This is a genomic window from Kribbella sp. NPDC051718 (assembly GCF_040681515.1).
GTDB lineage: Bacteria > Actinomycetota > Actinomycetes > Propionibacteriales > Kribbellaceae > Kribbella.
Genome location: NZ_JBFAYZ010000001.1, coordinates 193,333 through 218,587, shown reverse-complemented (window position 1 = coordinate 218,587; position 25,255 = coordinate 193,333). Strand labels below are relative to the sequence as shown.

The 25,255-nt window shown below is 68.6% G+C and carries 21 protein-coding genes; 16 read left to right on the top strand and 5 right to left on the bottom strand.

Annotated elements, in window-relative coordinates; translation table 11 throughout:
- The first annotated feature begins 21 nt into the window (after positions 1-21).
- The 10 genes from AB0M15_RS01025 (at position 22) to AB0M15_RS00980 (ending at position 8,920) form a co-directional block, all read left to right on the top strand.
- Positions 22-1,017: a GntR family transcriptional regulator gene (locus AB0M15_RS01025; protein WP_363812619.1), complete on the top strand. Its 996-nt coding sequence runs from the start codon at positions 22-24 to the stop codon at positions 1,015-1,017.
- A 53-nt stretch (positions 1,018-1,070) separates the two neighbouring features.
- The gene (locus AB0M15_RS01020; protein WP_363812617.1) at positions 1,071-1,952 is read left to right on the top strand and encodes a hypothetical protein; all 882 of its coding nucleotides are present in this window, start codon (positions 1,071-1,073) and stop codon (positions 1,950-1,952) included.
- Positions 1,953-1,962: 10 nt separating this feature from the next.
- Positions 1,963-2,637: an SDR family oxidoreductase gene (locus AB0M15_RS01015; RefSeq protein ID WP_363812615.1), complete on the top strand. Its 675-nt coding sequence runs from the start codon at positions 1,963-1,965 to the stop codon at positions 2,635-2,637.
- Positions 2,638-2,703: 66 nt separating this feature from the next.
- Entirely contained in the window at positions 2,704-2,970 is a 267-nt protein-coding gene (locus AB0M15_RS01010; protein ID WP_328328766.1) for a hypothetical protein, read from the top strand.
- A gap of 331 nt (positions 2,971-3,301) precedes the next feature.
- Positions 3,302-4,933 carry an LCP family protein gene (locus AB0M15_RS01005; RefSeq protein ID WP_363812613.1) on the top strand — a complete coding sequence of 544 codons (1,632 nt, stop codon included), beginning with the start codon at positions 3,302-3,304 and terminating at the stop codon, positions 4,931-4,933.
- Positions 4,934-5,045: 112 nt separating this feature from the next.
- Positions 5,046-5,423 (top strand): YciI family protein, encoded by a 378-nt coding sequence (locus tag AB0M15_RS01000; protein WP_363812611.1) that lies wholly within the window; start codon positions 5,046-5,048, stop codon positions 5,421-5,423.
- Between the two features lie 137 nt (positions 5,424-5,560).
- Entirely contained in the window at positions 5,561-6,811 is a 1,251-nt protein-coding gene (locus tag AB0M15_RS00995) for an RNA polymerase sigma factor (RefSeq protein ID WP_363812609.1), read from the top strand.
- Between the two features lie 96 nt (positions 6,812-6,907).
- On the top strand, positions 6,908-7,684 hold the full coding sequence (locus AB0M15_RS00990) for an alpha/beta hydrolase (protein ID WP_363812607.1): 777 nt from the start codon (positions 6,908-6,910) through the stop codon (positions 7,682-7,684).
- Positions 7,681-8,472, top strand: coding sequence for an alpha/beta hydrolase (locus AB0M15_RS00985; RefSeq protein WP_363812605.1), 792 nt, complete (start codon positions 7,681-7,683; stop codon positions 8,470-8,472). The genes AB0M15_RS00990 and AB0M15_RS00985 overlap by 4 nt, the downstream gene beginning before the upstream one ends.
- 1 nt (position 8,473) lies before the next feature.
- Positions 8,474-8,920, top strand: a complete 447-nt coding sequence (locus tag AB0M15_RS00980) for a YdeI/OmpD-associated family protein (protein ID WP_363812603.1) — start codon at positions 8,474-8,476, stop codon at positions 8,918-8,920.
- A 185-nt stretch (positions 8,921-9,105) separates the two neighbouring features.
- On the opposite strand, the gene AB0M15_RS00975 is transcribed toward AB0M15_RS00980, so the two are convergent.
- On the bottom strand, positions 9,106-9,735 hold the full coding sequence (locus AB0M15_RS00975) for a superoxide dismutase (protein ID WP_363812601.1): 630 nt from the start codon (positions 9,733-9,735) through the stop codon (positions 9,106-9,108).
- A 176-nt stretch (positions 9,736-9,911) separates the two neighbouring features.
- A complete protein-coding gene (locus AB0M15_RS00970; RefSeq protein ID WP_363812600.1) occupies positions 9,912-10,730 on the bottom strand; it encodes an alpha/beta hydrolase in 819 nt (272 codons plus the stop codon).
- 84 nt (positions 10,731-10,814) lie between these two features.
- Between AB0M15_RS00970 and AB0M15_RS00965 the strand changes: the two genes are divergently transcribed.
- Positions 10,815-11,792, top strand: coding sequence for a LysR family transcriptional regulator (locus AB0M15_RS00965; RefSeq protein WP_363812598.1), 978 nt, complete (start codon positions 10,815-10,817; stop codon positions 11,790-11,792).
- 25 nt (positions 11,793-11,817) lie between these two features.
- Here the strand turns inward: AB0M15_RS00965 and AB0M15_RS00960 are convergent, their stop codons facing one another.
- On the bottom strand, positions 11,818-12,774 hold the full coding sequence (locus AB0M15_RS00960) for an NADP-dependent oxidoreductase (RefSeq protein WP_363812597.1): 957 nt from the start codon (positions 12,772-12,774) through the stop codon (positions 11,818-11,820).
- Positions 12,775-12,836: 62 nt separating this feature from the next.
- Between AB0M15_RS00960 and AB0M15_RS00955 the strand changes: the two genes are divergently transcribed.
- The 5 genes from AB0M15_RS00955 to AB0M15_RS00935 all read left to right on the top strand — a co-directional run bounded on the left by AB0M15_RS00955 (position 12,837) and on the right by AB0M15_RS00935 (position 23,900).
- Positions 12,837-13,217: a helix-turn-helix domain-containing protein gene (locus AB0M15_RS00955; RefSeq protein WP_363812595.1), complete on the top strand. Its 381-nt coding sequence runs from the start codon at positions 12,837-12,839 to the stop codon at positions 13,215-13,217.
- An 87-nt stretch (positions 13,218-13,304) separates the two neighbouring features.
- Positions 13,305-16,292, top strand: a complete 2,988-nt coding sequence (locus AB0M15_RS00950) for a glycine--tRNA ligase (protein ID WP_363814538.1) — start codon at positions 13,305-13,307, stop codon at positions 16,290-16,292.
- 298 nt (positions 16,293-16,590) lie between these two features.
- Positions 16,591-18,693 carry a hypothetical protein gene (locus AB0M15_RS00945; protein ID WP_363812593.1) on the top strand — a complete coding sequence of 701 codons (2,103 nt, stop codon included), beginning with the start codon at positions 16,591-16,593 and terminating at the stop codon, positions 18,691-18,693.
- A 358-nt stretch (positions 18,694-19,051) separates the two neighbouring features.
- On the top strand, positions 19,052-20,221 hold the full coding sequence (locus tag AB0M15_RS00940; RefSeq protein WP_363812591.1) for an InlB B-repeat-containing protein: 1,170 nt from the start codon (positions 19,052-19,054) through the stop codon (positions 20,219-20,221).
- Positions 20,222-20,489: 268 nt separating this feature from the next.
- Complete coding sequence (locus AB0M15_RS00935; RefSeq protein ID WP_363812589.1) at positions 20,490-23,900, top strand: CHAT domain-containing protein; 3,411 nt, start codon at positions 20,490-20,492, stop codon at positions 23,898-23,900.
- Here the strand turns inward: AB0M15_RS00935 and AB0M15_RS00930 are convergent.
- A complete protein-coding gene (locus AB0M15_RS00930) occupies positions 23,885-24,817 on the bottom strand; it encodes a hypothetical protein (RefSeq protein ID WP_363812587.1) in 933 nt (310 codons plus the stop codon). The two genes, AB0M15_RS00935 and AB0M15_RS00930, sit on opposite strands and share 16 nt — an antisense overlap.
- Positions 24,814-25,206 carry a hypothetical protein gene (locus AB0M15_RS00925; RefSeq protein WP_363812585.1) on the bottom strand — a complete coding sequence of 131 codons (393 nt, stop codon included), beginning with the start codon at positions 25,204-25,206 and terminating at the stop codon, positions 24,814-24,816. Before AB0M15_RS00925 ends, AB0M15_RS00930 begins: the two co-directional genes overlap by 4 nt.
- Between the last annotated feature and the right edge of the window lie 49 nt (positions 25,207-25,255).

Here is a 25,255-nt window from a genome sequence, read left to right as displayed (position 1 = left end):
TGCACTAGTTCGGAGGCCCTCATGCCAGCGCCGTACCAGGAGATCGCAGCGGACATCCGCCGCCTGATCGCAGCCGGCGACCTCAAGCCCGGCGACCGAATCCCCTCCACCCGTGCACTAGTACGCGACTACGGCGTAGCCATGGCCACAGCCACCAAAGCCCTCACCGCCCTCCAACAGGAGGGCCTGGTGCACCCGCTCCCAGGCGTCGGCACCGTCGTCGGCCCAGCTCCCCGCCAGCCCGGCTCCGGAACTGCCGGGAGGCGAGGCCTCGCCCCCAGCTCCACCGGCCGTGCCGCCGGCTCCGGCTCCAGCGGTGTTCTTCACCCCGCGCCCGGGTTGTTGAGCAAGGAGGAGGTGGTGCGGACTGCGGTTTGGATTGCCGATCGGGAAGGGCTGGGGGCTTTGTCGATGCGACGGATGGCGACTGAGCTTGGGGTTTCGACGATGGCGCTTTATCGGTATGTGGGCGGGAAGGAGGCATTGGTGCTGCAGATGGTTGATGTGGCTATCGGGGAGTTTCCGATGCCTCGGCAGGAGCCGGCTGGTTGGCGGGCGGTGATCGAGGCGGCGGCTCGGGCGCAGTGGGCGGCGTACAAGAAGCATTTGTGGTTGGCGAGTGCGGTGAGTATCGGGCGGCCGCAGGTGTTGCCCAATCTGCTGCCGCATACCGACGCCGTACTGCGGGCTGTCGGCGGCTTCGGCGTGGACGCGAACACCTCGATGTACGCGGCGATCACCGTCTTCGGGTACGTCCGTGGTGTCGCGCTCAACCTGGAGAGCGAGGCGCACGCCGAGCAGGACACCGGGCTGACCGCCGACGAGTGGGCGGACCAGCAGGCCGGGCGGCTGGCGGAGCTGATCGTCGAGCAGGATCTCGCCGGGTTCCGCGCGCTGACCGAGCCGGACGGGTTCGAGTTCGACTTCCAACTGGACGACTTGTTCGAGTTCGGGCTGGGAATCGTGCTCGACGGGCTCGCGGTCAAGCTGCAACGGCTGCGGACGCCGCTACGCTGAGTATCGGCAGGTTCGCAAGCGGCGTGCAGTATCAGCTCAGAGGGTGAGGTGCGATGGGCCCGGAACCGGTGTTCGCGCCGGACGTACCGGTGGAGGTCCGCCGGCTGTTCGAGCGGAAACCCGAGCTGTTCGTGCCCGCGAGCCACCCCAAGCCCAAGCGGCGGACCTCCTGGTCGACCGAACCGGCTGCGACCTTCGGCTCGCTGCTCGTCTGGCTCGCGGTCTGCGTCGGCGGCTGGATCCTCGCGCTGATCATCTTCGCGCTCACCCTGCCGACCGCGGTCGCCGCGTGGGCGGCGCTCGTGCTGGCGATCGTCGCCGTCGTCACCACCGGCGCGGTCGGGGTCGGTTCCGCCGTCGAGAACCGCAAGCAGAGGGCGGTCCGGCTGCAGCACGGGAAGTACCTGCTCGCCGAGGACTTCGACGAGGAGTCCGGCCGGCTGCTCGCCCGCGGCCAGCGCGCCGTCAAGTCGGTGCTGGAGGCAACGGTCACCCAGCGTGGCCTGCTCGACGACGTCAAGAACGAACTCGTCCTGCCCGAGCAACTCTGGGACATCGGCCAGGTCCTGCACGAACAGTCCGTACTCCGCGCGCGCCAGCGCGAGGTAGCCCGCGGCATGGCCACCGCCGAACTCGAGGCGGTCCTCGGCCCGCAGCGCCGAGCCCTCAACCGCTCGGTCGACGCCATCAAACGCAAAGTCGAACTCCTCGAGCACTACGCCGACCGAGTCCGCTCCGCCGACGCCGCCCTCCGAGCCGAAGCAGCCCTGGAAGACGGCGACCGCTACATAGAACTCCTGGCCCGCACCGAACCAGTAGGCGACACCTCACTAGTCCAAGGCTTCACCGACGAAGCCGACTCCCTCAAACAAACCCTCTCCCGCACCATCGCCGCCGCCCGAGACGCCGGCCGCACCCTAGCCCTCCCCGACTAGGCTCCCGGGTATGACTGGGACTGTGGTTGTTGCTGGGGGCACCGGTGGGCTTGGGGGAGCGGTGACTGCGGAGTTTCTGGCCGCCGGTTGGCGGGTGGTTGTGCCGGGGCGGTCTGAGAAGTCGCTTGGTGAGTTGGGGAGTGCTGAGGGGCTGCAGACGGTTGTCGCCGACTTGAGTGATCCGGTGAGTGTTGCCGAGGTGGCGCGGGTGGCTGGTGCGGATGAGGGGGCGCCGGTGCGGGGGTTGGTGAATTTGGTGGGTGGGTTTGCGGCGGGGGGTCGGGTGCATGAGACGCCGGTGGAGGAGTTCGAGGCGCAGCTCGCGGTCAACCTGCGGCCGACGTACCTGGTGACCCAGGCGATCCTCCCGTTGCTGATCGCCGCGGGTGGCGGATCGATCACCTGTACGTCGAGTATGTCGGCGCTGAAGCCGTTCTCCGGAGCGGCCGGATACATCACCGCGAAGGCTGCGGTGCTCGCCTTCGTCGACGCTCTCGCCGTCGAATATGCGAAGGACCACATCCGCGTCAACGCGATCCTCCCCGGCACCATCGACACCCCCACCAACCGTCGCGCGATGCCGGACGCGAACACCGCCAAGTGGACCCCGCCGAGCCAGATCGCGACCGTACTGCGCGTGCTCGCCGAGAACCCCGGAGTCACCGGAGCGCACCTGCCGGTCTGATCGCCGGCGTCTGGTCCGCCAGATCCGATTTGCGCTGTAATCGAATGCATGTGCGATGCTGAACCCATGGGGAGCAACCGGCGCTATCCGCGCGAACCGCCGCCCGACCGGAGCCGCCGGCACTGCTGGGTTCTCGGTACGGCGTACGAGCGCGGCCCGTGGCCCGGGCTGATCCTGGAGTGGCGGCGGAACAACTCCGACGACTGGATGGCCCGCGTCGTCTACGTGCCGAACACGAAGGAGGCGAAGTCCGTCGAGGCGTGGTTCGCCGCCGGGTTGCTGCGCCCGCTGGAGCCCTCCCGCGTGCCCCAGGGGCAGGTCGATTTCCGCTGAAGTAAACCTTGTGACCTTTTTCTGCGTCTAACGAGGTGTGCGACCGGGGTACTGGTCACGCATCCACAGGCGGACAGGGGAGGTCATGGGGCGTCGATCACGCGCGAAACGCGCCAAAGGCACGCCCTTGACCGGTGCCGATGGCCAGTCGAGCCCTACCCGAGACGAAGCGGATCTTGCGGGCCTGGCCCGCGCCGCCGACTCTGAAGGAGTGGGCTCCACTGACGGAGTAGGCGACACCGCTGGGGTGAGCGGTGATCCCGGATTTGGTGCCGCTGGGGATGCTGGCCGGACTGGGGAAGCTGCGAGCCGGGGGGACGGTGAGCGGGTCGTGGGGGAGACAAACGAGAGCGGACGGGATCAGCAGCGGGCTGCCGAGAACGCCGGTGAGAGCGGGCGGGCCGCGGAGCTGGGTGCTGAGAACGCCGGTGTGACCAGGCGGGATCGGCGGGCGGCGGAGCGGATTGCCCGGCGGGCTCGGTCGGTGCCGCGGTCGATGGGGCTGACGCTGCTGAGTGCGTTGCTGCCGGGGATCGGGCTGATCATCGGTGGGCGCAAGCGGCTGGGGACCTTCGTACTGACTCTGACGGTCGGCTTGATCGCACTGGGCGTGTACGTCGGGCTGACCCGGCGTGAAGAGGTGCTGTCGGCCGCCGTCGTACCGAGCCGGCTGTTGATGACCAGCGTGGTGATCGGCGCCATCGCGTTCGGCTGGATCGTGGTGATCGTCGGCTCGCACCGGTTGTTGCGTCCGGCAACGGCCGCCCCGGGCGGCCGGGCTGTCGGCGCGCTGCTGGTCGGCCTGCTCTGCTTCGCGATCGCCGCACCCGCCGCGATCGCGGTCGAGAACGTGCTCGCCCAGCGCGACCTGGTCCAGAACGTGTTCGTCTCGCAGGGCGAGAGCAAGAGCGCCACCCGGCCGAAGACGGTCAACGTCAAGGACCCGTGGGAGAACCGCCCGCGACTCAACCTGCTGCTGCTCGGCGGTGACGACGCGCCGAGCCGGCCTGGCGTCCGTACCGACACCGTGATCGTGGCCAGTATCGACACCAAGACCGGCGACACCTCGCTGATCTCGATGCCGCGGCAGCTCACCTTCATGCCGTTCCCGAAGGACTCGCCGCTGCACAAGTTCTACCCGGACGGTTTCGGCCGGGAAGGCCTCAGCCTCGAGGGCCGGCTGGAGTGGATGCTGACCGCGATGTACCAGAACATCCCGGACGCGCACCCCGGCATCCTCGGCCCGTCGGACAACGAGGGCGCCGACGTGGTGAAGCAGTCCGTCGGCGAGGCGACCGGGCTGAAGATCGACTACTACCTGCAGGTCAACCTGAAGGGTTTCTCGCAGTTGGTCCAGGCACTCGGCGGCATCACGGTCAACGTGAACGAGCGGGTCGCGATGGGTGGCGTCAGCAGCGCGCACATTCCGCCGAGCGAGTGGATCGAGCCAGGCCCGAACCAGCACCTGGACGGCCCGCACGCACTGTGGTTCGCGCGCGGACGGTACGGCGCGGACGACGACCAGCGGCAGATCCGGCAGCGGTGCACGATCAAGGCGCTCGTCGACGCGGGCAACCCGAGCACGCTCGTCACGAAGTACCAGGCGATCGCGAAGGCGGGCAAGAACCTGCTCCGTACCGACATCCCGCAGGAACTCCTGCCGGCGCTGATCCAGCTCGCCCTCAAGGTGAAGTCGGGCACCGTCTCGAACGTCTCGCTGGACGTCTCGAAGCTGAAGCTGAAATACCTCCACCCGGACTACGAAGGCCTCCGCGAGACGGTCGCCAAGGCCCTCGAGCCGAAGCCCGAGGCGCCGACCACTACCACCCCGCCCAGCACGCCGACCACCAAGGACCCGAAGACGCTCGCCCGTCCCGGCGCCGGCAAGACCACTCCGCCGCCGGCCACCGTCGACCTGGCCGACGCCTGCGCGTACCACCCCGAGGGCGATCAGCCGAGCTGACGGCCCGGAGGTGCCCCGGCCGAGCTGGAATTCCTTTCGGCCCGAGTGTCGATCTGGTGGTGACCCGGTCGACGTGAGATCAAAGGATCTCCAGGACGAGGGAGTTGGACCGATGCGTTACATGATCATCAACAAGGCGGACGACGACACCGAGGCCGGCCGGATGGTGAGCCAGCAGGTCGGCGAGGCGGTCGGCAAGGTCGTCGACGACCTGTCGAAGGCGGGTGTGCTGCTGTTCGCCGAGGGTGTGCACCGCAGTTCGCTCGGTGCCCGGGTGAAGGTGGCCGACGGCAAGCGAACCGTCACCGACGGCCCGTTCGCCGAGACCAAGGAGCTGATCGGCGGCATCATCGTCGTCGACGTCCGCACCAAGGACGAGGCAGTCGAATGGGCCGCCCGCCTGGCCGAGGCACTAAGCAACGAGGTAGAAGTCCGCCGGGTAGTCGAAGAAGCCGACTTCGCCCCCGACGCCGGCATCTTCACCAGCTGACCACAACCGGCGACCTTGAACACCAAACGGCGACCTGGGACATGAAATAACGTGTTCAAGGTCGCCGGTGGGTGTTCGAGGTCGCCGGTTCTGGCTTGCTGTTGGGGCGTGGGTGGGGTTCTATCGGGTGGGTGACGGTGACTGAGACGCACGGGGCGATCGATGCGGTTTGGCGGATCGAGTCGGCTCGGATCATTGCCGGGGTGGCTCGGATCGTGCGGGATGTCGGGCTGGCCGAGGAGCTGGCGCAGGATGCGCTGGTCGCGGCGTTGGAGCAGTGGCCGGAGTCGGGCGTACCGAACAATCCGGGCGCCTGGCTGATGGCGATCGCCAAGCGGCGGGCTATCGATCTGATCCGGCGGAAAGAGACGTACCAACGCAAGCTGGCCGAGATGGGGCACGAGCTCGAGATCGACGGGGACAGCGTCGAGGACGATGTCGAGGCGATTCTCGAGGACACGATCGAGGACGACCTGCTGCGGCTCGTGTTCACCGCGTGCCATCCGGTGCTGACCACCGACGCCCGGGTCTCGCTCACGCTGCGGCTGCTCGGCGGGTTGAAGACCGACGAGATCGCGCGCGCGTTCCTCGCGCCCGAGGCGACCATCGCGCAGCGGATCGTCCGGGCCAAGCGCAATCTGGCCAAGGCGGAGGTCGAGTTCGAAGTACCGACCGGTCAGGACCTGATCGACCGGCTCTCGTCGGTACTGGAGGTCATCTACCTGATCTACAACGAGGGCTACTCCGCGACCGCCGGCGACGACTTGATGCGGCCGAGTCTCTGCAACGAGGCGCTCCGGCTCGGCCGGTTGCTCGCCGAACTGATGCCGGCCGAGCCCGAAGTACACGGTCTGGTCGCGCTGATGGAGATCCAGGCCTCCCGCGCCAACGCCCGCATCGGCCCTAATGGCGAGCCTGTTCTGCTGCTCGACCAGGACCGCCGCCGCTGGGACCGCCTGCTCATCCGCCGCGGGCTGGAGAGCATCGACCGCGCCTGGAACCTCGAAGGCACCCCCGGCCCGTACCTCCTCCAGGCAGCCATCGCCGCCTGCCACGCCCGGGCAGCCGCGGCCGACGACACCGACTGGGCCCGAATCGCCGGCCTGTACGCCGTACTCGCACAAGTAACCCCATCACCCGTGGTCGAACTCAACCGGGCGGTCGCGATCTCGATGGCGTTCGGCCCCGAGCGCGGACTCACCGCGGTCGACGCGCTGGCCGACGAGCCGTCGCTGAAGGACTACCACCTGCTGCCGAGCGTCCGGGGTGACCTGCTGTTCAAACTCGGCCGCCTCGACGAGGCCCGGGCCGAGTTCGAGAAGGCCGCCGCCCTGACCCGCAACGAGCGCGAACGCACCTTCCTCCTCGACCGCGCCGCCGCCTGCTAGAAATCTTTTCGCGGGCGGTGTCGATCTGGGGACTGCTGGTTCGACGCAGCGGTGAAGGCCAGATGAGAGGCATCGGCCGCTGTGAAGGAGCACATCATGCAGAAAGTCACCTCGGCCGACGGCACCTCGATCGCGTACGACCGCCTCGGCGACGGCCCGGCCGTCATCCTGGTCTGCGGTGGGTCGGTCGATCGGATGTCGAACGCGCCGCTGGCCGCGCTGCTGGCGCAGAGCTACACCGTCTACAACTACGACCGCCGGGGTCGCGGCGACAGCGGTGACGCCGAGGTCTACGCGATCGAGCGCGAGTTCGAGGACCTCGACGCGATCTTCGCCGTCGCGGGCGGCTCGGCGCATCTGTACGGTACGTCGTCCGGCGCCGCGCTCGCGTTGCTGGCGACCGCGGCCGGCCGGCCGGTGAACAAGCTGGCGCTGTGGGAGCCGCCGTACTTCCTCGAAGGCGCCGAGGGCCGTCCGCGGCCCGACACCGCGTCGATCTACCGCGCGTTCGTCGCGGAGGGCCGGCGGGACAAGGCGGCGGAGTACTTCATGGCCGAGGTGGTCGGGATGCCCGCCGAGTTCGTGGCGCAGGCGAAGGCGTCGCCCTGGTGGCCGGCGCAGGAGGCGATCGCGCACACGCTCGCGTACGACGCGACGGTGATGGGCGACTACTCGGTACCGACCGAGGCGATCAAGGCGATCCACCAGCCGACCCGCGTGCTGACCGGGGGAGTCGCCTGGCCGTGGATGGCTGACAGCAACCAGGCGGTGGCGGAGCTGTTGGCGGATGGCAGTCACGTAGTACTGGCCGAGCAGCAGCACAACGTCGACCCCGCAGTACTGGCTCCCGCGCTGAAGGAGTTCTGGGTATGAAGACCACAGTCTCGAAAGACGGAACCACCATCGCCTACGACCGGGCCGGTGATGGTCCAGTGGTGATCCTGGTCGACGGCGCGCTGTGTAGTCGCGCGCAGGGACCGATGCCCGAGCTGGCCGGGTTGCTGGCCGCTGGATTCACGGTCTACAACTACGACCGGCGGGGGCGCGGTGACAGCGGCGACGCAGCGGAGTACGAGGTGGAGCGGGAGATCGAGGATCTTGCCGCGGTGATCGAGGCGGCTGGCGGGTCGGCGTACGTGTACGGCTCCTCGTCGGGGGCGGCGCTCGCGTTGCGGGCTGCCGCCGCGGGGGTGCCGATCAGCAAGCTGGTGGTCTTCGAGGCGCCGTACGTGATCGACGACAGCCGTAAGGCGATTCCGCGGACCTGGGTGGCCGACCTGCGGGCGTTGTCGGATCGGCCGGGGGAGGCGATCAGGTACTTCATGACGAAGGGGATCGGGCTGCCCGGGTTCGTCGTCACGCTGATGAAGCTGATGCCGGCGTGGAAACAGCTGAAGGCGGTGGCTCATACGCTTCCGTACGACGCTGCGGTGGTCGGGGAGAACGCGTTCGGGAAGCCGCTGGATGCGTCGCAGTGGGCGGGTGTCGAGTTGCCGGTGCTGGTGGTGGGTGGCGGGAAGAGTCCTGGCTGGATGCGGGCGTCGGTGAAGGCGGTCGCGGACGCGGTGCCGGGGGCTGTGCATCGGGAGATCCCGGGGCAGAACCACATGATCAAGGCGTCGGCGATCGGGCCGGTGCTGACCGAGTTCTTCGGGGGTTGAGATGAAGTTCACGACGACGATCGCCGGTACGACGGTGACCGGGATCGAGGTGCCGGCGGAGGTGATCGAGGCGCTCGGGCGGGGGAAGAAGCCGCCGGTGGTGATCACGCTGAACGGGTACACCTACCGGAACACGGTGGCGGTGATGGGTGGGCGGTACATGGTCGCGCTGAGCGTCAAGCATCGCGAGGCGGCCGGGGTGGTTGGGGGTGAGGAGCTCGAGGTGGACATCGTGCTCGACGACCAGCCGCGCGAGGTCGAAGTACCGGCAGACTTCGCCGAGGCCCTCGCTGCCGATCCGAAGGCCCGGGCGTTCTTCGACACCCTCTCCTACAGCCAGCGCAGCTGGGTCGTCCTCGGCATAGAAGAAGCCAAGAAACCGGAAACCCGCGCCAACCGCATCACCAAGGCGGTCGAACGGCTGGCCTCCGGCCGAGGCCAGCGCTGAGCACACGGGCTCGTGACGCTTCGCGTCACCTCGCCACCAGAAAGGGAGTGGCGCAGAGCGCCCGACACCGAGCGGTGCGCCCGGGGGGTCCGGGCGGTGCGCCGGAGGTCCGGGCCGGGCGGTTCGCCCGATGTCCGAAGAACCTCCGGCGGGTGGCCGGGGTTCTTCGGACGGTCAGGTGTGCGTCAGGCGACGGTGATGAGGCCGCCGGCGTTGGTGCGGGCCGCGTCGAAGCGGGCCTGGGCGTCGGCCCAGTTGACGACGTTCCACCAGGCCTTGACGTAGTCCGGCTTCACGTTCTTGTACTGCAGGTAGAAGGCGTGCTCCCACATGTCCAGCATGACGATCGGGATCTGCCCGGCGGGCAGGTTGCCCTGCTGGTCGTACAGCTGGTGGATGAGCAGCTGGCCCTGCAGCGCGTCCCAGCCGAGGATGGCCCAGCCGGACCCCTGGATGGTGGTCGCGGCGGCGGTGAAGTGGGCCTGGAAGGCGTCGAACGAGCCGAACGACTCGTCCAGCGCGGCAGCCAGCTCGCCGTCCGGCTTGTCGCCGCCGTCCGGGGAGAGGTTCTTCCAGAAGATGGAGTGGTTGACGTGACCGCCGAGGTTGAAGGCGAGCGTCTTCTCCAGCCCGACGATCGAACCGAAGTCACCGTTCTCGCGGGCCGCGGCCAGCTTCTCCAGGGTGTCGTTCAGGCCGTTGACGTAGGTCTGGTGGTGCTTGGAGTGGTGCAGCTCCATGATCTCGCCCGCGATGCTCGGCGCCAGCGCGCCGTAGTCGTAGCCGAGGTCCGGAAGCGTGTACTTCGTGGTCAACTCTGCTCCTTCGTCAGGGCCCAGGAGGGCCGGTGGCTCTACCTTGAGACTTCAACCAGTGTTGAGGTCAAGTGGGCACTTTCATGCCCACCTGTACCCGGCCGGCTAGCTCCTAGTCTGCCCCGTCCGTCCACAGCTCCGTAGGCCGCCTTGCAACAGTTCACCCGCTGGTCGTCTCACCCCTTGGCGAGTACCTCCCGAAGTACCGGCTCGAAGGCCGCCGGGTCATCGGCGAAGCCCGTGTGTCCGCCGGGGAAACGGGTCGGCTCGACCCCCAGAGCGGTGCCGAGAGCGGTCGAGGTCCGCTCACACAGCTGACCGCCCGACTCCGCCCCGATCCCGACCACGATCCGGACCGGCCCGTCTCGCAGTGTGTCGAGCTGAGGCTCCCAGCCGACGCTCGGCCCCAGCTCGTGCCCGAACCAGAACCGCTCGTCCGTCACCGACTGCGGGTCGCGCTCACCCCCGAACATCCCCTCGATCGCCCCCGGCGGCACCATGATGTTTGCCTGCGCGAAGAACTTCTCCCAGCCGCCGATCACGTCGCCCGACAGATACGTCGCCCGCATCTGTTCGGACAGCGCGTTCTGCTCGACCCGGTCGTCCAGCAGATTGAGCAACGGCGGCTCGTGCGCGATCACCATGCTGACCGCATCCGGGAAGAGCTCCGCCAGCGCCAGCACGCTGACCGCCCCGCCACTCGACCCCAGCGCGACGGCCGGCCCGGCACCGACGTGGGTGATCAGAGCAGCCAGATCGGCGGCGCGGAGTGCCGGAGTCGAGTCTTGATCAGGGTTGTCGAGCGGGCTGCGGTTGATCCCGCGCGGATCGGTCGTCAGCACCGTGTAGTCCGTGGCCAGCAGCTCGGCCAGCGGCGCGAAGGAGTCAGCGTCCATCGGAGCCCCGACCAGCACCACGAGCGGCCCGCTGCCGCGCAACTCGTAGTACAGGCGGGCGTCGTCGACATCGAGGGTCAAAGCGGTTTGTGTGGTCATGTCTCGACCATGCGGGAGAACGTGCCCCGGACTCCAACACCTGTTGACCGGTGATTGACACACCTGGTGTGTTAATAAGAACGCGTGCCCGACGACCTGGAGATCCGGCTGCTGCGGTACTTCGTCGTGGTGGCGGAGGAACTGCACTTCAGTCGCGCGGCCCAGCGGCTCTTCATCGCGCAGCAGGCCCTCAGCCGCGACATCCGCCGATTGGAGGACCGCCTCGGGGCGCGGCTCTTCGATCGCACCACCCGCCGGGTCGAGCTGACCCCGTCCGGCCAGAAGCTGCTGGTCAGGGCGCGAGAGCTGATCAGCCTGCACGACCTCACCGTGCACGAGTTGCGCGGCTTCGCCCCGTCGATGACCGTGGACGTGGTCGGCCCGGGGCTGACGCCCACGCTCGTGCTCGCGGCCGCCCGGCGGATCGCGCCGGAGCTGGAGTTCTTCGTCCGCTTCCACACCGGGAGCGAGGCCGCCGTACCGCTGGTGCAGGCCGATCGTCTCGACGTCACCTTCGGCCGGCATCCCGGCTCGGCCGAAGGTCTGCGTCAACGCGTCGTGCGGTACGAACCGCTGACCGTCCTGCTGCCCGAAGGCGACCCGCTCGCCGAGCTTGCCGAGATCCCGCTGCAGCACCTGAAGGGGACCGGATTGTGTTACCGGGCAGGGAATCACGCGACCCCGGCCTGGGACCACGCGATCCTGCAGGTGCTCGCGCCGTGGGGCATCGACCGGACACTCGCGCATCCACACGTCGAGGGCGGCGCCGACGAGCTCGCGCAGCACATCCGCGACCGCAGCTCCCCGATCCTGACGATGAGCACCCAACCGCCAGTCCCAGGCGCCGTCCTACGCCCGGTCATCGACCCAGTGATCCTCTACCCCTGGTCAATGATCTGGCGAGCAGACCTAACCCACCCCGCCCTGGACGCCCTAAACGCGGCCATAGACGAGCTAGCCACCGACGCCTGGCTCACCATCCCCGCCGACGCCTGGCTCCCCGACCCCGAACGCAACAACAGGAAGTCCGCGGCAATTCGGCCCACCGGCACGACGTCCTGAGCGGGGCGGGCTGCCTCAGCGGCGACTACTGCCCGTCGGTGCGTACGTCCAACACCAACTTGCCCTGGGTCCTACCGGTCGCCATCCGCCGATGGGCCTCGGCGGCGTCGGCCAGCGGGAAGGTCTCCTCGACCTCCACCTGTACTTCGCCGTGCTCCACCAGTACTGCGATCTCGCCGAGCGCATGTCCGTCCGGCTCGACCAGGAACGGCCGCACCCGCACACCGGCCGCCGCAGCCTTGGCGAGCAGCTCTGGTGAAGTACCGGACGGTACTGCGACCAGCAGCCCACCCGGCTTGAGTACCTTGATCGACTGGTCGAGCGTGGTCTCGCTACCGATCAGGTCGACCACCAGGTCCAGGTCGCCGGTCGCCGTCTCGACAGCCGTCGTCTGGAAGTCGATCACCTCGTCGGCGCCGATCGACAGCAGCCAGTCGTGCTTGGCCTTGCTGGCCGTGCCGATCACGTACGCACCAAGGTTCTTCGCGAACTGAACCGCCAGGTGCCCGACGCCACCACCCGCCGCGTGGATCAGCACCCGCTGCCCTTGCTGAAGCTCAGCCGCGGCCGTGAGGATCTGCCAAGCCGTCAGCCCGGCCAGCGGAAGCGCGGCCGCCTCGGCGTGACTGAGGTTAGCGGGCTTCTTGGCGAACTGACGGGCCGGCGCGGTGACGTACTCGGCGTACGCCGAAGCGGCCCGCGGGAACCACGGCATGCCGTAGACCTCGTCACCGACCTCCAGCGTGTGCACGCCGAACCCGATCTCCTCCACCACGCCGGACACGTCCCAGCCGAGGATGAACGGCGGCTCGCCGAGCACGCCCTGCATGCCGCCGCCTTCGCGGGTCTTGTAGTCGACCGGGTTCACCCCGGCCGCGTGCACGCGGACCAGCATCTCGGTCGGTAGTGGTTCGGGTCGCTCGACCTCGGCGACGTGCAGGACCTCGGGTCCGCCCAACTTGTTCTGGGTAATGGCTCGCATGGTCCGGGACGCTATCCGTGCGACCGTACTTTCCCGCAAGGGCTGCTACTATCTTCTGGAAAGTGACCAGCTCGGGAGGGGTATTCGTGACCGTCATCTGCTCGACCGGAGTGCACGACAAGCACGATGTGTACGCCCTCCAGTGCCCGTGCCGCGACGTCCTCGACCTGCTCGCGAACAAGTGGGCCGCGCTCGCGATCGGCGCGTTGGAAGACGGCCCGGTCCGGTTCGGCGAACTCCAGCGCCGGCTGCAGGGCATCAGCCCGAAGGTCCTGACCAACACCCTGCGCCGGCTCGAGGACAGCGGCTTCGTCAACCGCGAGATCTACGCCGAGGTCCCGCTCCGCGTCGAGTACTCGCTGACCGACCTCGGCCACAGCGTCTCGGCCCCGCTCAGCGGCCTCCGCACCTGGGTCGAAGCCCACCTCCACGAGATCAGCTGAGGTAACAGGTCAGTGGGGAGTCTCATAGACTGCGGCTCTCGATCCCCCGAATCTCGACCGAACCTGAGGAAGTTGTTCGTGCTCACGATGCAGGACGCGCTGCTCGCGCTGACGAAGTACTGGACCGAACGCGGTTGCATGGTGGTGCAGCCGTTCAACACCGAGGTGGGGGCCGGCACGCTGAACCCGGCGACCATCCTGCGCGTCCTCGGTCCGGAGCCGTGGCGGGTCGCGTACGTCGAGCCGTCGGTCCGGCCGGACGACGCGCGGTACGGCGAGAACCCGAACCGGCTGCAGACGCACACCCAGTTCCAGGTCGTGCTCAAGCCGGATCCGGGCAACCCGCAGGAGCTGTTCCTGAGCAGTCTCGAGGCGCTCGGCATCGACATCGACGCGCACGACGTCCGGTTCGTCGAGGACAACTGGGCGAACCCGGCGACCGGTTCCTGGGGACTCGGCTGGGAGGTGTGGCTGGACGGGCTGGAGATCACCCAGTTCACCTACTTCCAGCAGGCCGGAGGGATGACGCTGGACCCGGTGTCGGTGGAGATCACCTACGGCATCGAGCGGATCATGATGGCGCTGCAGGGGGTGTCGCACTTCAAGGACATCGCGTACGCGCCGGGCATCTCGTACGGCGAGGCGTTCGGCCAGGCGGAGTACGAGATGAGCCGGTACTACCTCGACGACGCCGACGTCGACAGCCAGAAGCGGCTGTTCGAGGAGTACGCGAACGAGGCCCGGCGGATGCTGGATCTGCGGCTGCCGGTGCCGGCGCATGTCAATGTGCTGCGGTGCTCGCACACGTTCAACGTGCTCGATTCGCGGGGAGCGGTCAGTACTACTGAGCGCGCCAAGGCGTTCGGTCGGATGCGGACGCTGGCGCGTGAGGTGGCGCAGTTGTGGGCGGAGCGGCGTACTGAGCTCGAGCACCCGCTTGGGATCGCCTCGCTGCCTGATGCGGTGCCGGCGCCGGCTGAGTTCCCGGTGATGAGTGGGACGCGTCAGCTGCTGTTCGAGATCGGTACCGAGGAGATGCCGCCGTCGGAGGTCACCAAGACGGCCGCCGCCGTTAAGGCTGCGTTGACCGAGAAGCTGGCTGCGACCCGGCTCGGGCATGGCGAGGTCACTACCTATGCGACGCCGCGCCGGGTGGTCGCTTTCGTGGCTGCTGTCCAGGCGAGCGAGCCGGACGCTGAGAAGGTTTCGCGCGGTCCGAAGAAGGCTGCCGCGTTTGATGCCGAGGGCAACCTTACGAAGGCCGCTGCCGGGTTTGCGCGTGGCCAGAAGGTGGAGCCTTCCGAGCTGCACGACTTGGTGGTTGACGGGGTCGAGTACGTCGCGGTGACCAAACCCGATCCGGGGCGTGGGGCTGCCGAGGTGCTCAGCGGCGTACTGGCCGAGATCGTCAGCGGGCTGCGGTCGGACAAGAACATGCGCTGGAACGACGCCAAGCTGTCGTTCACCCGGCCGGTCCGCTGGCTGGTCGCGGTGCTCGGTGACCAGGTCGTACCGGTGTCCGTCTCGTCGCTGTCGGCCGGGCGTACGACCCGCGTACTTCGTACCGCCGCGCAGCCGACCGTCGAGATCGCGTCGGCCGAGGGGTACCTCGACCTGCTGCGGATCCACGGCATCGAGGCCGACCCGGCCAAGCGCCGTCAGCGCATTGTCGAGGCCTCGGAACTGTTGGCGCGCGACGTCAACGGCAGCATCGACTTCGACGCCGAGTCCGCGCTGCTGGACCAGATCGTCAACCTGATCGAGGAGCCGACGCCGATCCTCGGCAACTTCTCCGCCGACTACCTGGACCTGCCCGCCGAGATCCTCACCACCGTGATGCGCAAGCACCAGCGCTACCTGCCGGTCCGTGGTGCTTCAGGCGAACTGCTGCCGCATTTCGTTGCCGTTGCCAACGGTTCGGTCAACGAGGCGACCGTACGCAACGGCAACGAGGGCGTGCTGCGTGCTCGCTACGAGGACGCCGCCTTCTTCTGGCGCGCCGACCTGCAGAGCACCCCCGAGGCAATGAAGCAGAACCTGGAGAAGCTCGCCTTCGAAGAGCGCCTCGGCTCGATGGCCCAACGCGCCCGTCGTATTGGGGCCGTCGCTCTGTCCCTGGCCTCTGCCGTGGAGCTGTCCGGTGATGATCTGGTGGCTTTGCAGCGCGCTGCGGAGCTCGCCAAGTTCGACCTCGGCTCACAGATGGTCGTCGAACTGACCAGCCTGGCCGGCACGATGGCCCGCGAGTACGCCCGCCGCAGCGGCGAAACCGAAGCTGTTGCTCAGGCGTTGTATGACATGGAGCTGCCGCGCTCCGCCGGCGACCCGGTGCCGTCAACTGTGCCAGGCGCTCTGCTCGCGTTGGCGGATCGCTTCGACCTCCTGGCCGGCCTGTTCGCCATCGGCGCCAAGCCCACCGGCAGCTCCGACCCCTTCGCCCTACGCCGCGCCGCCGCAGGCGTCGTCGCCATCCTGCGCGAACACCCGTCCCTGCGCGCAATCACCCTGTCAACCGGCCTCGCCGCTGCCGCCGCCGAGATCGAGGCCCAGGGCATCGAGGTCTCCGCCCCCGTACTGGCCGACGCCGCTGACTTCACCATCCGCCGGTACGAACAGCAGCTAACCGACCGCGGCGACGACCACCTCCAGGTCGCTGCCGTGTTGCCATTGGCCGAGGCCCCTGCCACTGCCGACGAAACCCTCGCCGAACTCCAACGCCAGGTGCAGAGCGACGGGTTCGCCGACCTGGTCGCCGTACTCCAGCGGGCTCGCCGCATCGTCCCCGCCGACGCGGTCGCCCAGTACGACTCCACCAAACTCACCGAACCGGCCGAGGTCGCCCTCCACGAAGCCGTCCAAAAGGTAGGCACCGCCCCCACCGCCCTGGCCGACTTCGTCACCGCCACCCAGCCCCTGGTGGCTCCCATCACCACCTTCTTCGAAGAAATCCTGGTCATGGCCGAAGACCCGGACCTCCGCGCCGCCCGCCTGGGCCTCCTAGCCACCATCCGCGACCTCGCGGCCCCCGTCCTCGACTGGCAAGCCCTAGGCACCAGCCTCACCAAAGAAAACTGACACGAGCTCCCGTCCGGCGTGGGGGTAGTCCCCACGCCGGCGCCTCGTTCGCTCCTGCGTCGCTCCCACGGCGCTGGACTCCCACCCACCCCCTGGTCGCGGGTCCTCCGTCACCCGCTAAAGCGAGAGCCCCGTGGCTGTCACGAACTCCCGTGTGGTGAGGCGTCGGCAGTTGGGCCAGGGTTTTGTTGCGGTGGTTGCAGGTTGTTGCAATCGCCGTAACGGACGTTGGAGTGTCTCGATATACGGGCGAACGAGAACCTTTCCGGTTCTCGCCGTCACCGATTCGAGGAACTCTGTGCGCACGACCTTCCGAGTGCTCGCGCCGATCGCGCTGGCCGCTGTCGGCCTGACCGCGACCCTGCCCGCCTCCGCGATTCCCGCCCCCACCAAGGTGACTCGAGCGGCGAAGTTGCCGTCCGCCCCGCTGGACGTCAAACTGGCCGGCACCCTGACCGGCGTGGATTTGCGCTGGACGGCGGCGCCCGACGCCAACGACGACGCCGTGACCGGTTACAACGTCCACCGGATCGTCGGCGGCACCGACACCGTCCTGCCCTGGACGCCCGCCTGGAACGACGTCGGGTACCAGTGGCACGAGTCGGAGCACATTCCCGGCGCGACCTACTCGGTCGCCGCGACGAACGCCGAGGGCGAGGGCCAGGCCAGTACGCCGATCACGCTGCCGGCTGCCCATCGGGCGATCACCGTCGGCCACACGATCTGGCTCGAGAACGGCAACACCCGGACGTACGCGGGCCAGATCGCCGTACCCGGCGGCCAGCAGGTCGTCCCGCTCGCGCCGGACGGCCCGACCCAGATCATCGGCGACGTCGTCGCCGCCTCGCCCGACGGACGGGAGATCGCCTTCGCGAAGGGGCAGGTCGCCATCTGGCGCGTGCGGGCCGACATCCCGCACGCGACGCCGGTGCAGATTCTGGACGGCTCCTCGGGCATCTTCCGCCTGGCCTGGTCGCCGGACGGGTCGAGGATCGCCTTCGAACGACTGCAGCCGAACGCCGGTTCCTGTGTGGAGATCGTCGCCGCGACCGGCGGGACGCCGGTCCGGGTCGGCTGCAACCTGCAGATGCCGACCTGGCTGAGCAACTCGAACCTGATCGTCAAGGACCAGATCAGCGGACGGCTGTCCATCGTCCAGGCCAAGGCGGCCGGAGTCGTGACCGGTACCTTCGCGGGCACCGAGCAGAGCACCATGCCGTCGGTGTCGCCGGACAACCGCTGGATTGCGTACATCGACGGCAACGCCCCCGCGATCGTCCCGGTCGCCGGCGGTACGCCGAAGCTCGGCACCGCGACCGAGCAGCGGCCGGCGGGCATCACGTGGTCGCCCGACGGCTCCGAGGTGCTGATGACGCAGCCGATCGCCTTCGGTGGCAGCGCCCTCGTGACGTTGCCGGTCGCGGCCGACGGAACCCTCGGAACGGGCGTGACGACCTACCGCACGCAAGGTACGGATCGCATCGGGTCAGCGGTGTGGCAGGGCGCCCGCGTCAGCCTCGGTTCGACCTCCACCCCGATGGGCTCCACCGTGAGCATCCCGTTCGACACCAACGGCATGGCAGGTCCGGTGACCACGACGTGCCAGCTGGACGACACGGCGGCCGTGCCGTGCACCTCGCCGTACCAGAAGAGCGGAGTGCCTGCCGGCTCCCACAAGTTCCGGGTGAAGGCGGTCGACGCCGACGGGCAGGCCAGCGTTGCCTTCCGGTACGTGCTGGTCGACCTGGCCGCACCCACGGTGCAGATCACCGGGCCGGTCTTCGACGTGACGAACGCGGCGACCGCCACGGTCACCTACACCGCCTCCGACGACAGCGGCACGCCGGTCGCCTCGTACGACTCCCGCTGGCGGATCGCACCGACGGCCGGGAACTTCGGCGCGTACGCCGCGATCAAGTCCGGTACGACGGCCACCTCGGTGACGATCGGCCTCGCGGCGGGGTACGAGTACTGCGTCTCGGTCCGGGCCCGGGATGCCGTCGGCAACGTGTCCGGCTGGACCGCCGACCGCTGCTTCTCCCGGCCCTCGGACGATCGCGCGATGGGCGCCTCGACCGGATGGACCCGGACGACGAACTCGGCGTACTACCTGGGCACCGCGACGGTCACCACCAAGACCGGGATCTCCGTTTCGCGCAGCAGCGTCCAGGCCAAGCGCCTCTGGCTGGTGGCGACGAAGTGCTCGACCTGCGGCAGCCTGACCGTCTACTACAACGGGAAGTCGGTCGGCATCGTCGACCTCAGCAACCCGTCACTGGTGTACCAGGCAGCCGTACCGCTGCCGGTCCCGTCGACCTTCCTGACCGGATCGGTGGTCCTGACCACCAGAACAGCCGGCAAGGTCTACCAGATCGACGGCCTGGCAGTCCGCCGTACCTGACCAACCCACTAGGCCCGGCGCTCCGGCGCCGGGCTCTTTGAGGAACCGCGCCAAAGGGTGGGTGGGAGCTATCGGCGTGGGGGCAAATCCCCACGCCGGCGCCTCGTTCGCTCCTGCGTCGCTCCCATGGCGCTGAGCTCCCACCCACCCCTGGTCGCGGGTTCCTCCGTCACCCGCTCGGTGAAGGCGACGGGACTCCCGCCTGGTGAGGTACCCGCGGCTCGTGTGCTGTTGCCGGGCGTGGGCGAGTGCCTCGGGATCCGCGGCGAGGAGAGTTGCCGTTGGTGACCTTGCTCGGCCCTATCGTGCGGAGACGTGCGGCTTCGCAGGGAAGTACCGCACCAGCGAAGGGGGCTTCATGCTTACTCGGGACGGAATCGGACGGCTGACGCGGACGGTGGGCGTGCTCGGCGTCGCCACCGCGCTCACCATCGGCGGCACGGTGACCGCGAGTGCCGCCTTGCCGAAGGTCACCGGTCCGACCCTGGCGGGGACCGCCAAGCCGACCTCGGCCAAGTACACGGCGCTCAACGGCGGGGTCACCGACGGCACGTACTGGTACAGCGTCGTGTCGGAGCACGCCAAGTCCGGTACCAAGGTCTACGACTCCACCCAGCTGATCAAGACCAAGCTGTACGCGTCCACGCCGACCAAGATCGCGACTTTCCGGATCCGCTCCGGTCACGCCACGAACCTGCTCGGGCACGGCAACGACATGGCCTACAACGCCGACACCAAGCGGTTGATGATCCCCGCCTGGACCAATGACGACTCGGTCCAGGGCGCCACCCAGGGACGGGCCGTCCGGATCATCAACCCCAGCACCCTCGCGATCGAGAAGACCGTACTGTTGCCGCACACAACGACCGGCCTGTGCTACGACGCGGTCAACAACCGGTACGCCGGCGGCACGCTGAACCAGTACTACGCCTACAACAGCGCCTTCAAGGAGACCGGAAAGTCGGCGAAGCTGACGATGACCGGCCTCGGGCAGGGCATCGACTGCGACCAGAGCTACGTCTACGTGATCACCAGCCCCAAGGGCACGCAGAAGACCAACCGCATCTTCGTCTACAACTGGTCCTTCAAGCTGGTACGAACCTACGAGCACGCCTCCGGGTCCGAGAGTGAACACCTCACCCACCAGCGCGGCACCTACTACCTGGGCTTCAACATCGGAGCCGGCCGGCTCTACCGCCTGGACAACTTCCAGTTCACGGTGACGTACGCCGCCGCGGGTGGCACCGGCTCGATGTCGTCCACCGTGGTGCTCTACGACCGGTCGACGGCCCTGCGGAAGAACGCCTTCACGCGCTCCGGCCACACCTTCGCGGGCTGGACCGCGAAGCGTTCCTACGACGACAAGACCCGCTACCAGAACCCGAAGGACACCAGCAAGACCGGCTGGTACGCCGCCGGCCACCAGCCGAGCGGCTGGAAGCCGTACCTCTACAAGAACGGCGCGACCGTCCTACACACCACCCCACGCGGAGCCGTCGCCCTCACCGCGGTCTGGCGCGCGGCGTAGTACCAGCTTCACCAAGGAAACAGAAGCGAGGTCTGTCCGGCGTGGGGTACTCACCCCACGCCCGCGACGCCTCGCTCCTGCGTCGCTCCCACGGCGCTGAGCTCCCACCCGCCCTTGAACGCGGGTTCCTCCGTCACCCGCTGAGCGAGAGCACCGTGGCTGTCGCGGACGCCCGCGTGGTGAGGTGACCGCAGTTGCCGGTGCGGAAGGGATCTGTCCTCAGCCACTCCCCAGCTCGCCGGCCGGCCGACATACTGACGGTGTGGCCGTGAGCTGGGGGCGAGGACCGAAAGCCAAGCGCGACCGCGCACTGCGCTTCATCCGCGGCGTCACCTCCCGGTACGAACGCTCGCAAGACCCGACCGAACTGTTGTCCGGGAAGTCCGCCGGGCGTGTACGGGACGCGATGGTTGACGTTCTGCGGAGCGACTTCGCCCTTCCCGTGTGGACTTCTGAAGTGGACGTCGAGCTGGCGAAGGCGATCGCGAAGTACTACTGGTGCCGGTACGAGGCCGGAGCTGACGAGATCGACCGGAGCATGGCGTTGGAGTACGACGGCCTGGCGGACCGGGGCGAGCTGACCTGGGAAGCGTTCGACCCGATGCTCAACCGCGAGCCGCCGCCCGAGACGTACGCCGAGGACGTCGGTGCTTCCGAGGCGCCCGACGACGGAGTGGCACGCGACGACGGGTGGGCCGTCGACGTCACCGCCGCCGAGTTGGTCGAAGAGTTCTTGCCGTACGCCGCCGAGCATGGCCCTGATGCGGCCGCCGCCAACCTGATGCCTCGTCTGTACCTCCACCGCAGCCTCGACGAGGCGGACGATCTAGCCGGCACGGTCGCCGCGTTGTTCATGCACGAGCCGCGTGCCCGGCGCCTGGGGCTCGACGTCGCCGAAGCCCTGTTCTCGGAGATCGCGGCGATCTCACCCGATCCCGCCGCCCGCAGCCAAATGGCCGCGAACATCGGAGTCGTCCTCCGCACCCGGTTCGAACGCTTCGGTGTGCCGGCCGACATCGACGGAGCGATCGAGGCCGGCCGGACCGCCCAGGTCCTGGCCGGGGTGCACCCCGAGCTCGACGCGGAGGCGTCGTACGTCCTCGGCCGCGCACTCCTGGTCCGTGGTGTGCAGCAATCCAGCGCCGAGGATCTGGCCGAGAGCGTGACCGCCTTCTTCCAGGCCACCCAACGAGCCGCGCCGAACAATCCGCGCCGGTGGATGTACCTGGAGGGACGCGCCGTCGCCTTGCGCGACCTTGCCTTGGCCACGGGGGACCTGCCGCGTCTGGACGAGGCCATCGAGTTCGCGCAGATCGCGATTCGCTTCGCGCCTCCCGACCAGCAACCGGGGCCGCGGGTGAACCTCTCGGCGGCCCTCATCTCGCGTCTGGACCGCACCGGCCGCCTGGCTGACCTGGACGATGCTTACGACGCCGCTGAACAGGCAGTGCGGGCCGGGGAGAGCCCAAGCCGGATGCAGCAACTCGCCCGGGTGCTGTTGCGGAGGTACGAGTGGCGGAACGGTGCCGAAGACCTGGACTCGGCGATCCGTCTGTACAGCGGCGCCCTCGACCTGCTCTACGTGGACAGCGCGCGCCACCGTGAGGGTGCGCGAGACCTCGGCCTCGCGCACCAACGGCGGTTTGCCCGCTACGGCGAGCGGTCCGATCTGTACAACGCGATCTATTACGGCGCGATGGCGGCCGAGCCGAACACCGACAGCGGACGGGACCGCCTCGAGCGGTTGGCGAACTACGGCCTCGAGCTGGGCCAGTCACTCAAGCAGGCCGACGATCAGCAACTGGCCGCCGAAGCGATCGCGGTCGCGCGGCGAGGCCTGGACGCCGTCGATACCGGCCATCCGGACCGGGTGGTCTACCTGCACAACTACGTCACCGCGTACCTGCGGGCCCAGCCAGACGGCCGGACCGGCGGCGCGGAGCTTGATCGGGTCATCAGTGCGGCAGAGGAATCGGTCGGTGCCCTCTCCCAGGACCATTCGAGCCGCCCGCGTTCACTGAACCTGCTGGCCACCAGTCTGGTCGCCAGGTACGACGTGAGCCTCGATCCCGCGGACCTGGCCGACGCCGAGCTGGCCTGCCGCGAATCGCTGGACACAGCTTCTGACGACGACCCACAGTTGCACCTCTACGTCATCGGTCTCGCCAACGTCCGAGTGCGTGAGTTCCGGGCTCACGGCGACCACGAGGTGGCTCGGACAGTCATCGGCCTCGCTCGTGACGTCGTCGCCGACAGCGCTGTGCCGACGTCCCTCCGGGCCCAGATCTCCAAGCTGTGGGGTGAGGTGGCGGCGGAGCTGGGTGACTGGAGCACTGCGCTCGAGGGCTTCAGCCTGGCGGTCGGGCTGCTGCCGGAGTTGGTGTGGCGCGGTCTCGAGCACCGGGAGCGGCGGCGGCTGCTCGCCGAGCTCGCAGGGTTGCCGTCCCAGGCCGCGGCCACCGCTCTGACCCAGGGCCGGCCGGAGCTGGCGATCGAGCTCCTGGAGACCGGTCGCGGCGTACTGCTCATGTCGCCGGGTGCCGAGGCGGACCCCGAACTCGCGGAGCTGCATGAACAGCTGAACGGTCTGACGGACAGACGTGAATACTGGGCGGGTTCGCGACGTCGCGAGCTCGCCCGGCGCTGGGACGAACTGACCGCGCGCCTGCGTGCCACCGGCGGATCGCAGTACAAGGAACTCCGCGACGCGGCGGTCGGAGGACCGGTGGTCGTGGTCAACGTGAGCCGCTACCGGTGCGATGCGTTGATCGTGACCGGCGCGGGCCTCACCGTGGTGCCACTGCCGGCCATTGATCTGCCCGACGTGGTGCGGCACGCGGAGGAGTTCGACCGTGCGGTGAGCGAGCCCGGCCGGCTGCGGTCTCGGGTGGTCGTACGACAGACCTGCGACTGGCTGTGGGAGACGATCGCGAGTCCGGTGCTGTCGGTACTGGAGCCGACGTCTGCAACCCGGGTGTGGTGGTGTTCGACCGGGCCGATGATGGCGCTTCCGCTGCACGCGGCGGGCGAGGTCCCGGATCGCGTGATCTCGTCCTACACCCCGACGCTGACGGCGCTGATCGCGGCGCGCGGCCGCGCGGATCAGGAGTGGCGCTCCGCGTTGATCGTGGCGATGCCCGAGACACCGGGCCTGTCGGCGCTCCCGCATGCCAAGAGGGAGAGCGAGGTGGCCGCGAGCCGGCTGCCGGTGCCTCAGGTGCTGTCGGGACCGGACGCGACCTGGCAGGACGTGGTGGCGGCGATGTCGCAGGCCGATGTCGTCCATTTCGCCTGCCACGGCAGGCAGGACGCCGACGTACCGTCTGACGGGCGACTCATCCTTGCTGACGACCCGCTCACGGTCGTCGAGCTGATCCGGATCGGCGTGGTACCGAAGTTCGCCTTCCTGTCTGCCTGCGAGACTGCCCGCGGCGACGTCGGGGTTCCGGATGAGTCTCTGCACCTCGCAGGTGCGCTCTTCCTCGCCGGCTGCCCGCAGGTCATCGGAACCGTCTGGCCGGTCAGCGATGCCCGGTCGGTCGACCTTGTGGCCGAGGTGTACGACGCCCTACCGGCCGACGGCGCGGCGTCAGCTCTGCACGCCGCCGTTGCGACCGTGCGCCGCCGCTTTCCCGACGACCCGATGCGGTGGGCGTCGCATGTTCACTTCGGTCCTTGATGGTCGTACGACGTCGACGAGGCGGCGCCCTGTCGCCAAGACGTGCACAGTTCGGCGGCCAGCTTCCGCTCCGCTTCCTGATCTGCGGGCAGCGGCAGGTGCAGCGCAGCGAGCAGGTCGAACCGGTGCAGATCGAACGCTGCCTCGATCGCTTCGCCGTACGCCATCGCTGCCTCCACAGCGCTGCGGTACGCCAGCAGGCCGATGGCGATCGGCACCAGCGCCAGGCAGAGCCACCACCCTGAGTCCAGGAGCAGGACCACGCCTGCGATACCAGTAGCCAGAGAAACCGCACACAGCCGGACGGAGAAGTCCATCGTGTCGCGGCGATCGTCGACGATCTCACGAACCCGCTCACCGAGCATCGGATAAAGCCGCGGCCAGGCAACTACCGCATCCCACCCGAATCGCGCTCCCGCGTACGCCTCAGCTGCCGCCAACGCGTTGCCGAACGCCGTCGCCCGGACGGCGTCCTCCGCCGGGTAATGCTTGGTCAACGTGGTCCCGGCGATCCCGATCCGGTTGAGCTCTTCCTGGGTGAGATCCTCCGGCCGCTCCGGCAATGCCGCAGCTTCGACCATCGCGTCCCGGCGGTCCTCGTGCCGCTTCCGCAGCCGGTCACCCAGCCAACTGAGCCGCCGCGGCCAATATCCCTCCACCAGTCGCACCAACCCCAACTGCAAGGGTTGAGTCGCCGCTCCGATCACAGTGAGCGCAACGGTAAGGAGCAGTACCTCGCCCAGCCCGAGCTTTCCAGCGGTGGCCCATGCCCGACCGAACCGCAACTCACCTGGTGCGCCGGCCCAGATCACCACCAGCAAGAACAAGGCGGCGCCGTAGAACGGAATGTAGTTCACGAGCACGAACCTGCCCCCGAACACGTCCCCGAGGGGCTTCGCAGCCGCGTCCAGGTTCATCGCTCCAGTTCCAATGCTCCGTGTCCGTCCACGCACAGCGGCGGGTCGCGCGGATCAACCTGAAGCCGGTACGTCACCCGCCCGCACTCCGCACAAACGAACCTCAACAACTCGTACTTTCCCGAGTAGCCCGGCAGCGTCGCGCCGTCGCCGGTCCCGACCGAACGCTCCTCTTCAACCGGCACCAAGACGTGATCACGGCTCGTACCGCCGACCACCGTATCTCCGACTACCAGCGCGACCGCGTCCAACCGGCTTTCCGCCGTGAACAGCTCCTCCAATACTTCGGCCGCCCGCAACACCTCGACACCGAGCGGAAGCTCCAACCGCGGCGCCTGGTCCGGCGCCTCGCTCTGGTCGCGGAGAACCCAGTACTCGTTGCCGGCCATGCCCGCATTATCCCCGTCAGCAGCCATCACAGGGTGGTGCATCGCGAGT

Coding starts and splice junctions, on each gene's coding strand:
- AB0M15_RS01015 (WP_363812615.1), top strand. CDS start 1,963: ATGACTGGGACTGTGGTTGTTGCTGGGGGCACCGGTGGGCTTGGGGGA.
- AB0M15_RS00940 (WP_363812591.1), top strand. CDS start 19,052: ATGCTTACTCGGGACGGAATCGGACGGCTGACGCGGACGGTGGGCGTG.
- AB0M15_RS00925 (WP_363812585.1), bottom strand. CDS start 25,206: ATGGCCGGCAACGAGTACTGGGTTCTCCGCGACCAGAGCGAGGCGCCG.
- AB0M15_RS00950 (WP_363814538.1), top strand. CDS start 13,305: ATGCAGGACGCGCTGCTCGCGCTGACGAAGTACTGGACCGAACGCGGT.
- AB0M15_RS00990 (WP_363812607.1), top strand. CDS start 6,908: ATGCAGAAAGTCACCTCGGCCGACGGCACCTCGATCGCGTACGACCGC.
- AB0M15_RS00930 (WP_363812587.1), bottom strand. CDS start 24,817: ATGAACCTGGACGCGGCTGCGAAGCCCCTCGGGGACGTGTTCGGGGGC.
- AB0M15_RS01010 (WP_328328766.1), top strand. CDS start 2,704: ATGGGGAGCAACCGGCGCTATCCGCGCGAACCGCCGCCCGACCGGAGC.
- AB0M15_RS01020 (WP_363812617.1), top strand. CDS start 1,071: ATGGGCCCGGAACCGGTGTTCGCGCCGGACGTACCGGTGGAGGTCCGC.
- AB0M15_RS00970 (WP_363812600.1), bottom strand. CDS start 10,730: ATGACCACACAAACCGCTTTGACCCTCGATGTCGACGACGCCCGCCTG.
- AB0M15_RS00960 (WP_363812597.1), bottom strand. CDS start 12,774: ATGCGAGCCATTACCCAGAACAAGTTGGGCGGACCCGAGGTCCTGCAC.
- AB0M15_RS01025 (WP_363812619.1), top strand. CDS start 22: ATGCCAGCGCCGTACCAGGAGATCGCAGCGGACATCCGCCGCCTGATC.
- AB0M15_RS00980 (WP_363812603.1), top strand. CDS start 8,474: ATGAAGTTCACGACGACGATCGCCGGTACGACGGTGACCGGGATCGAG.
- AB0M15_RS00985 (WP_363812605.1), top strand. CDS start 7,681: ATGAAGACCACAGTCTCGAAAGACGGAACCACCATCGCCTACGACCGG.
- AB0M15_RS01000 (WP_363812611.1), top strand. CDS start 5,046: ATGCGTTACATGATCATCAACAAGGCGGACGACGACACCGAGGCCGGC.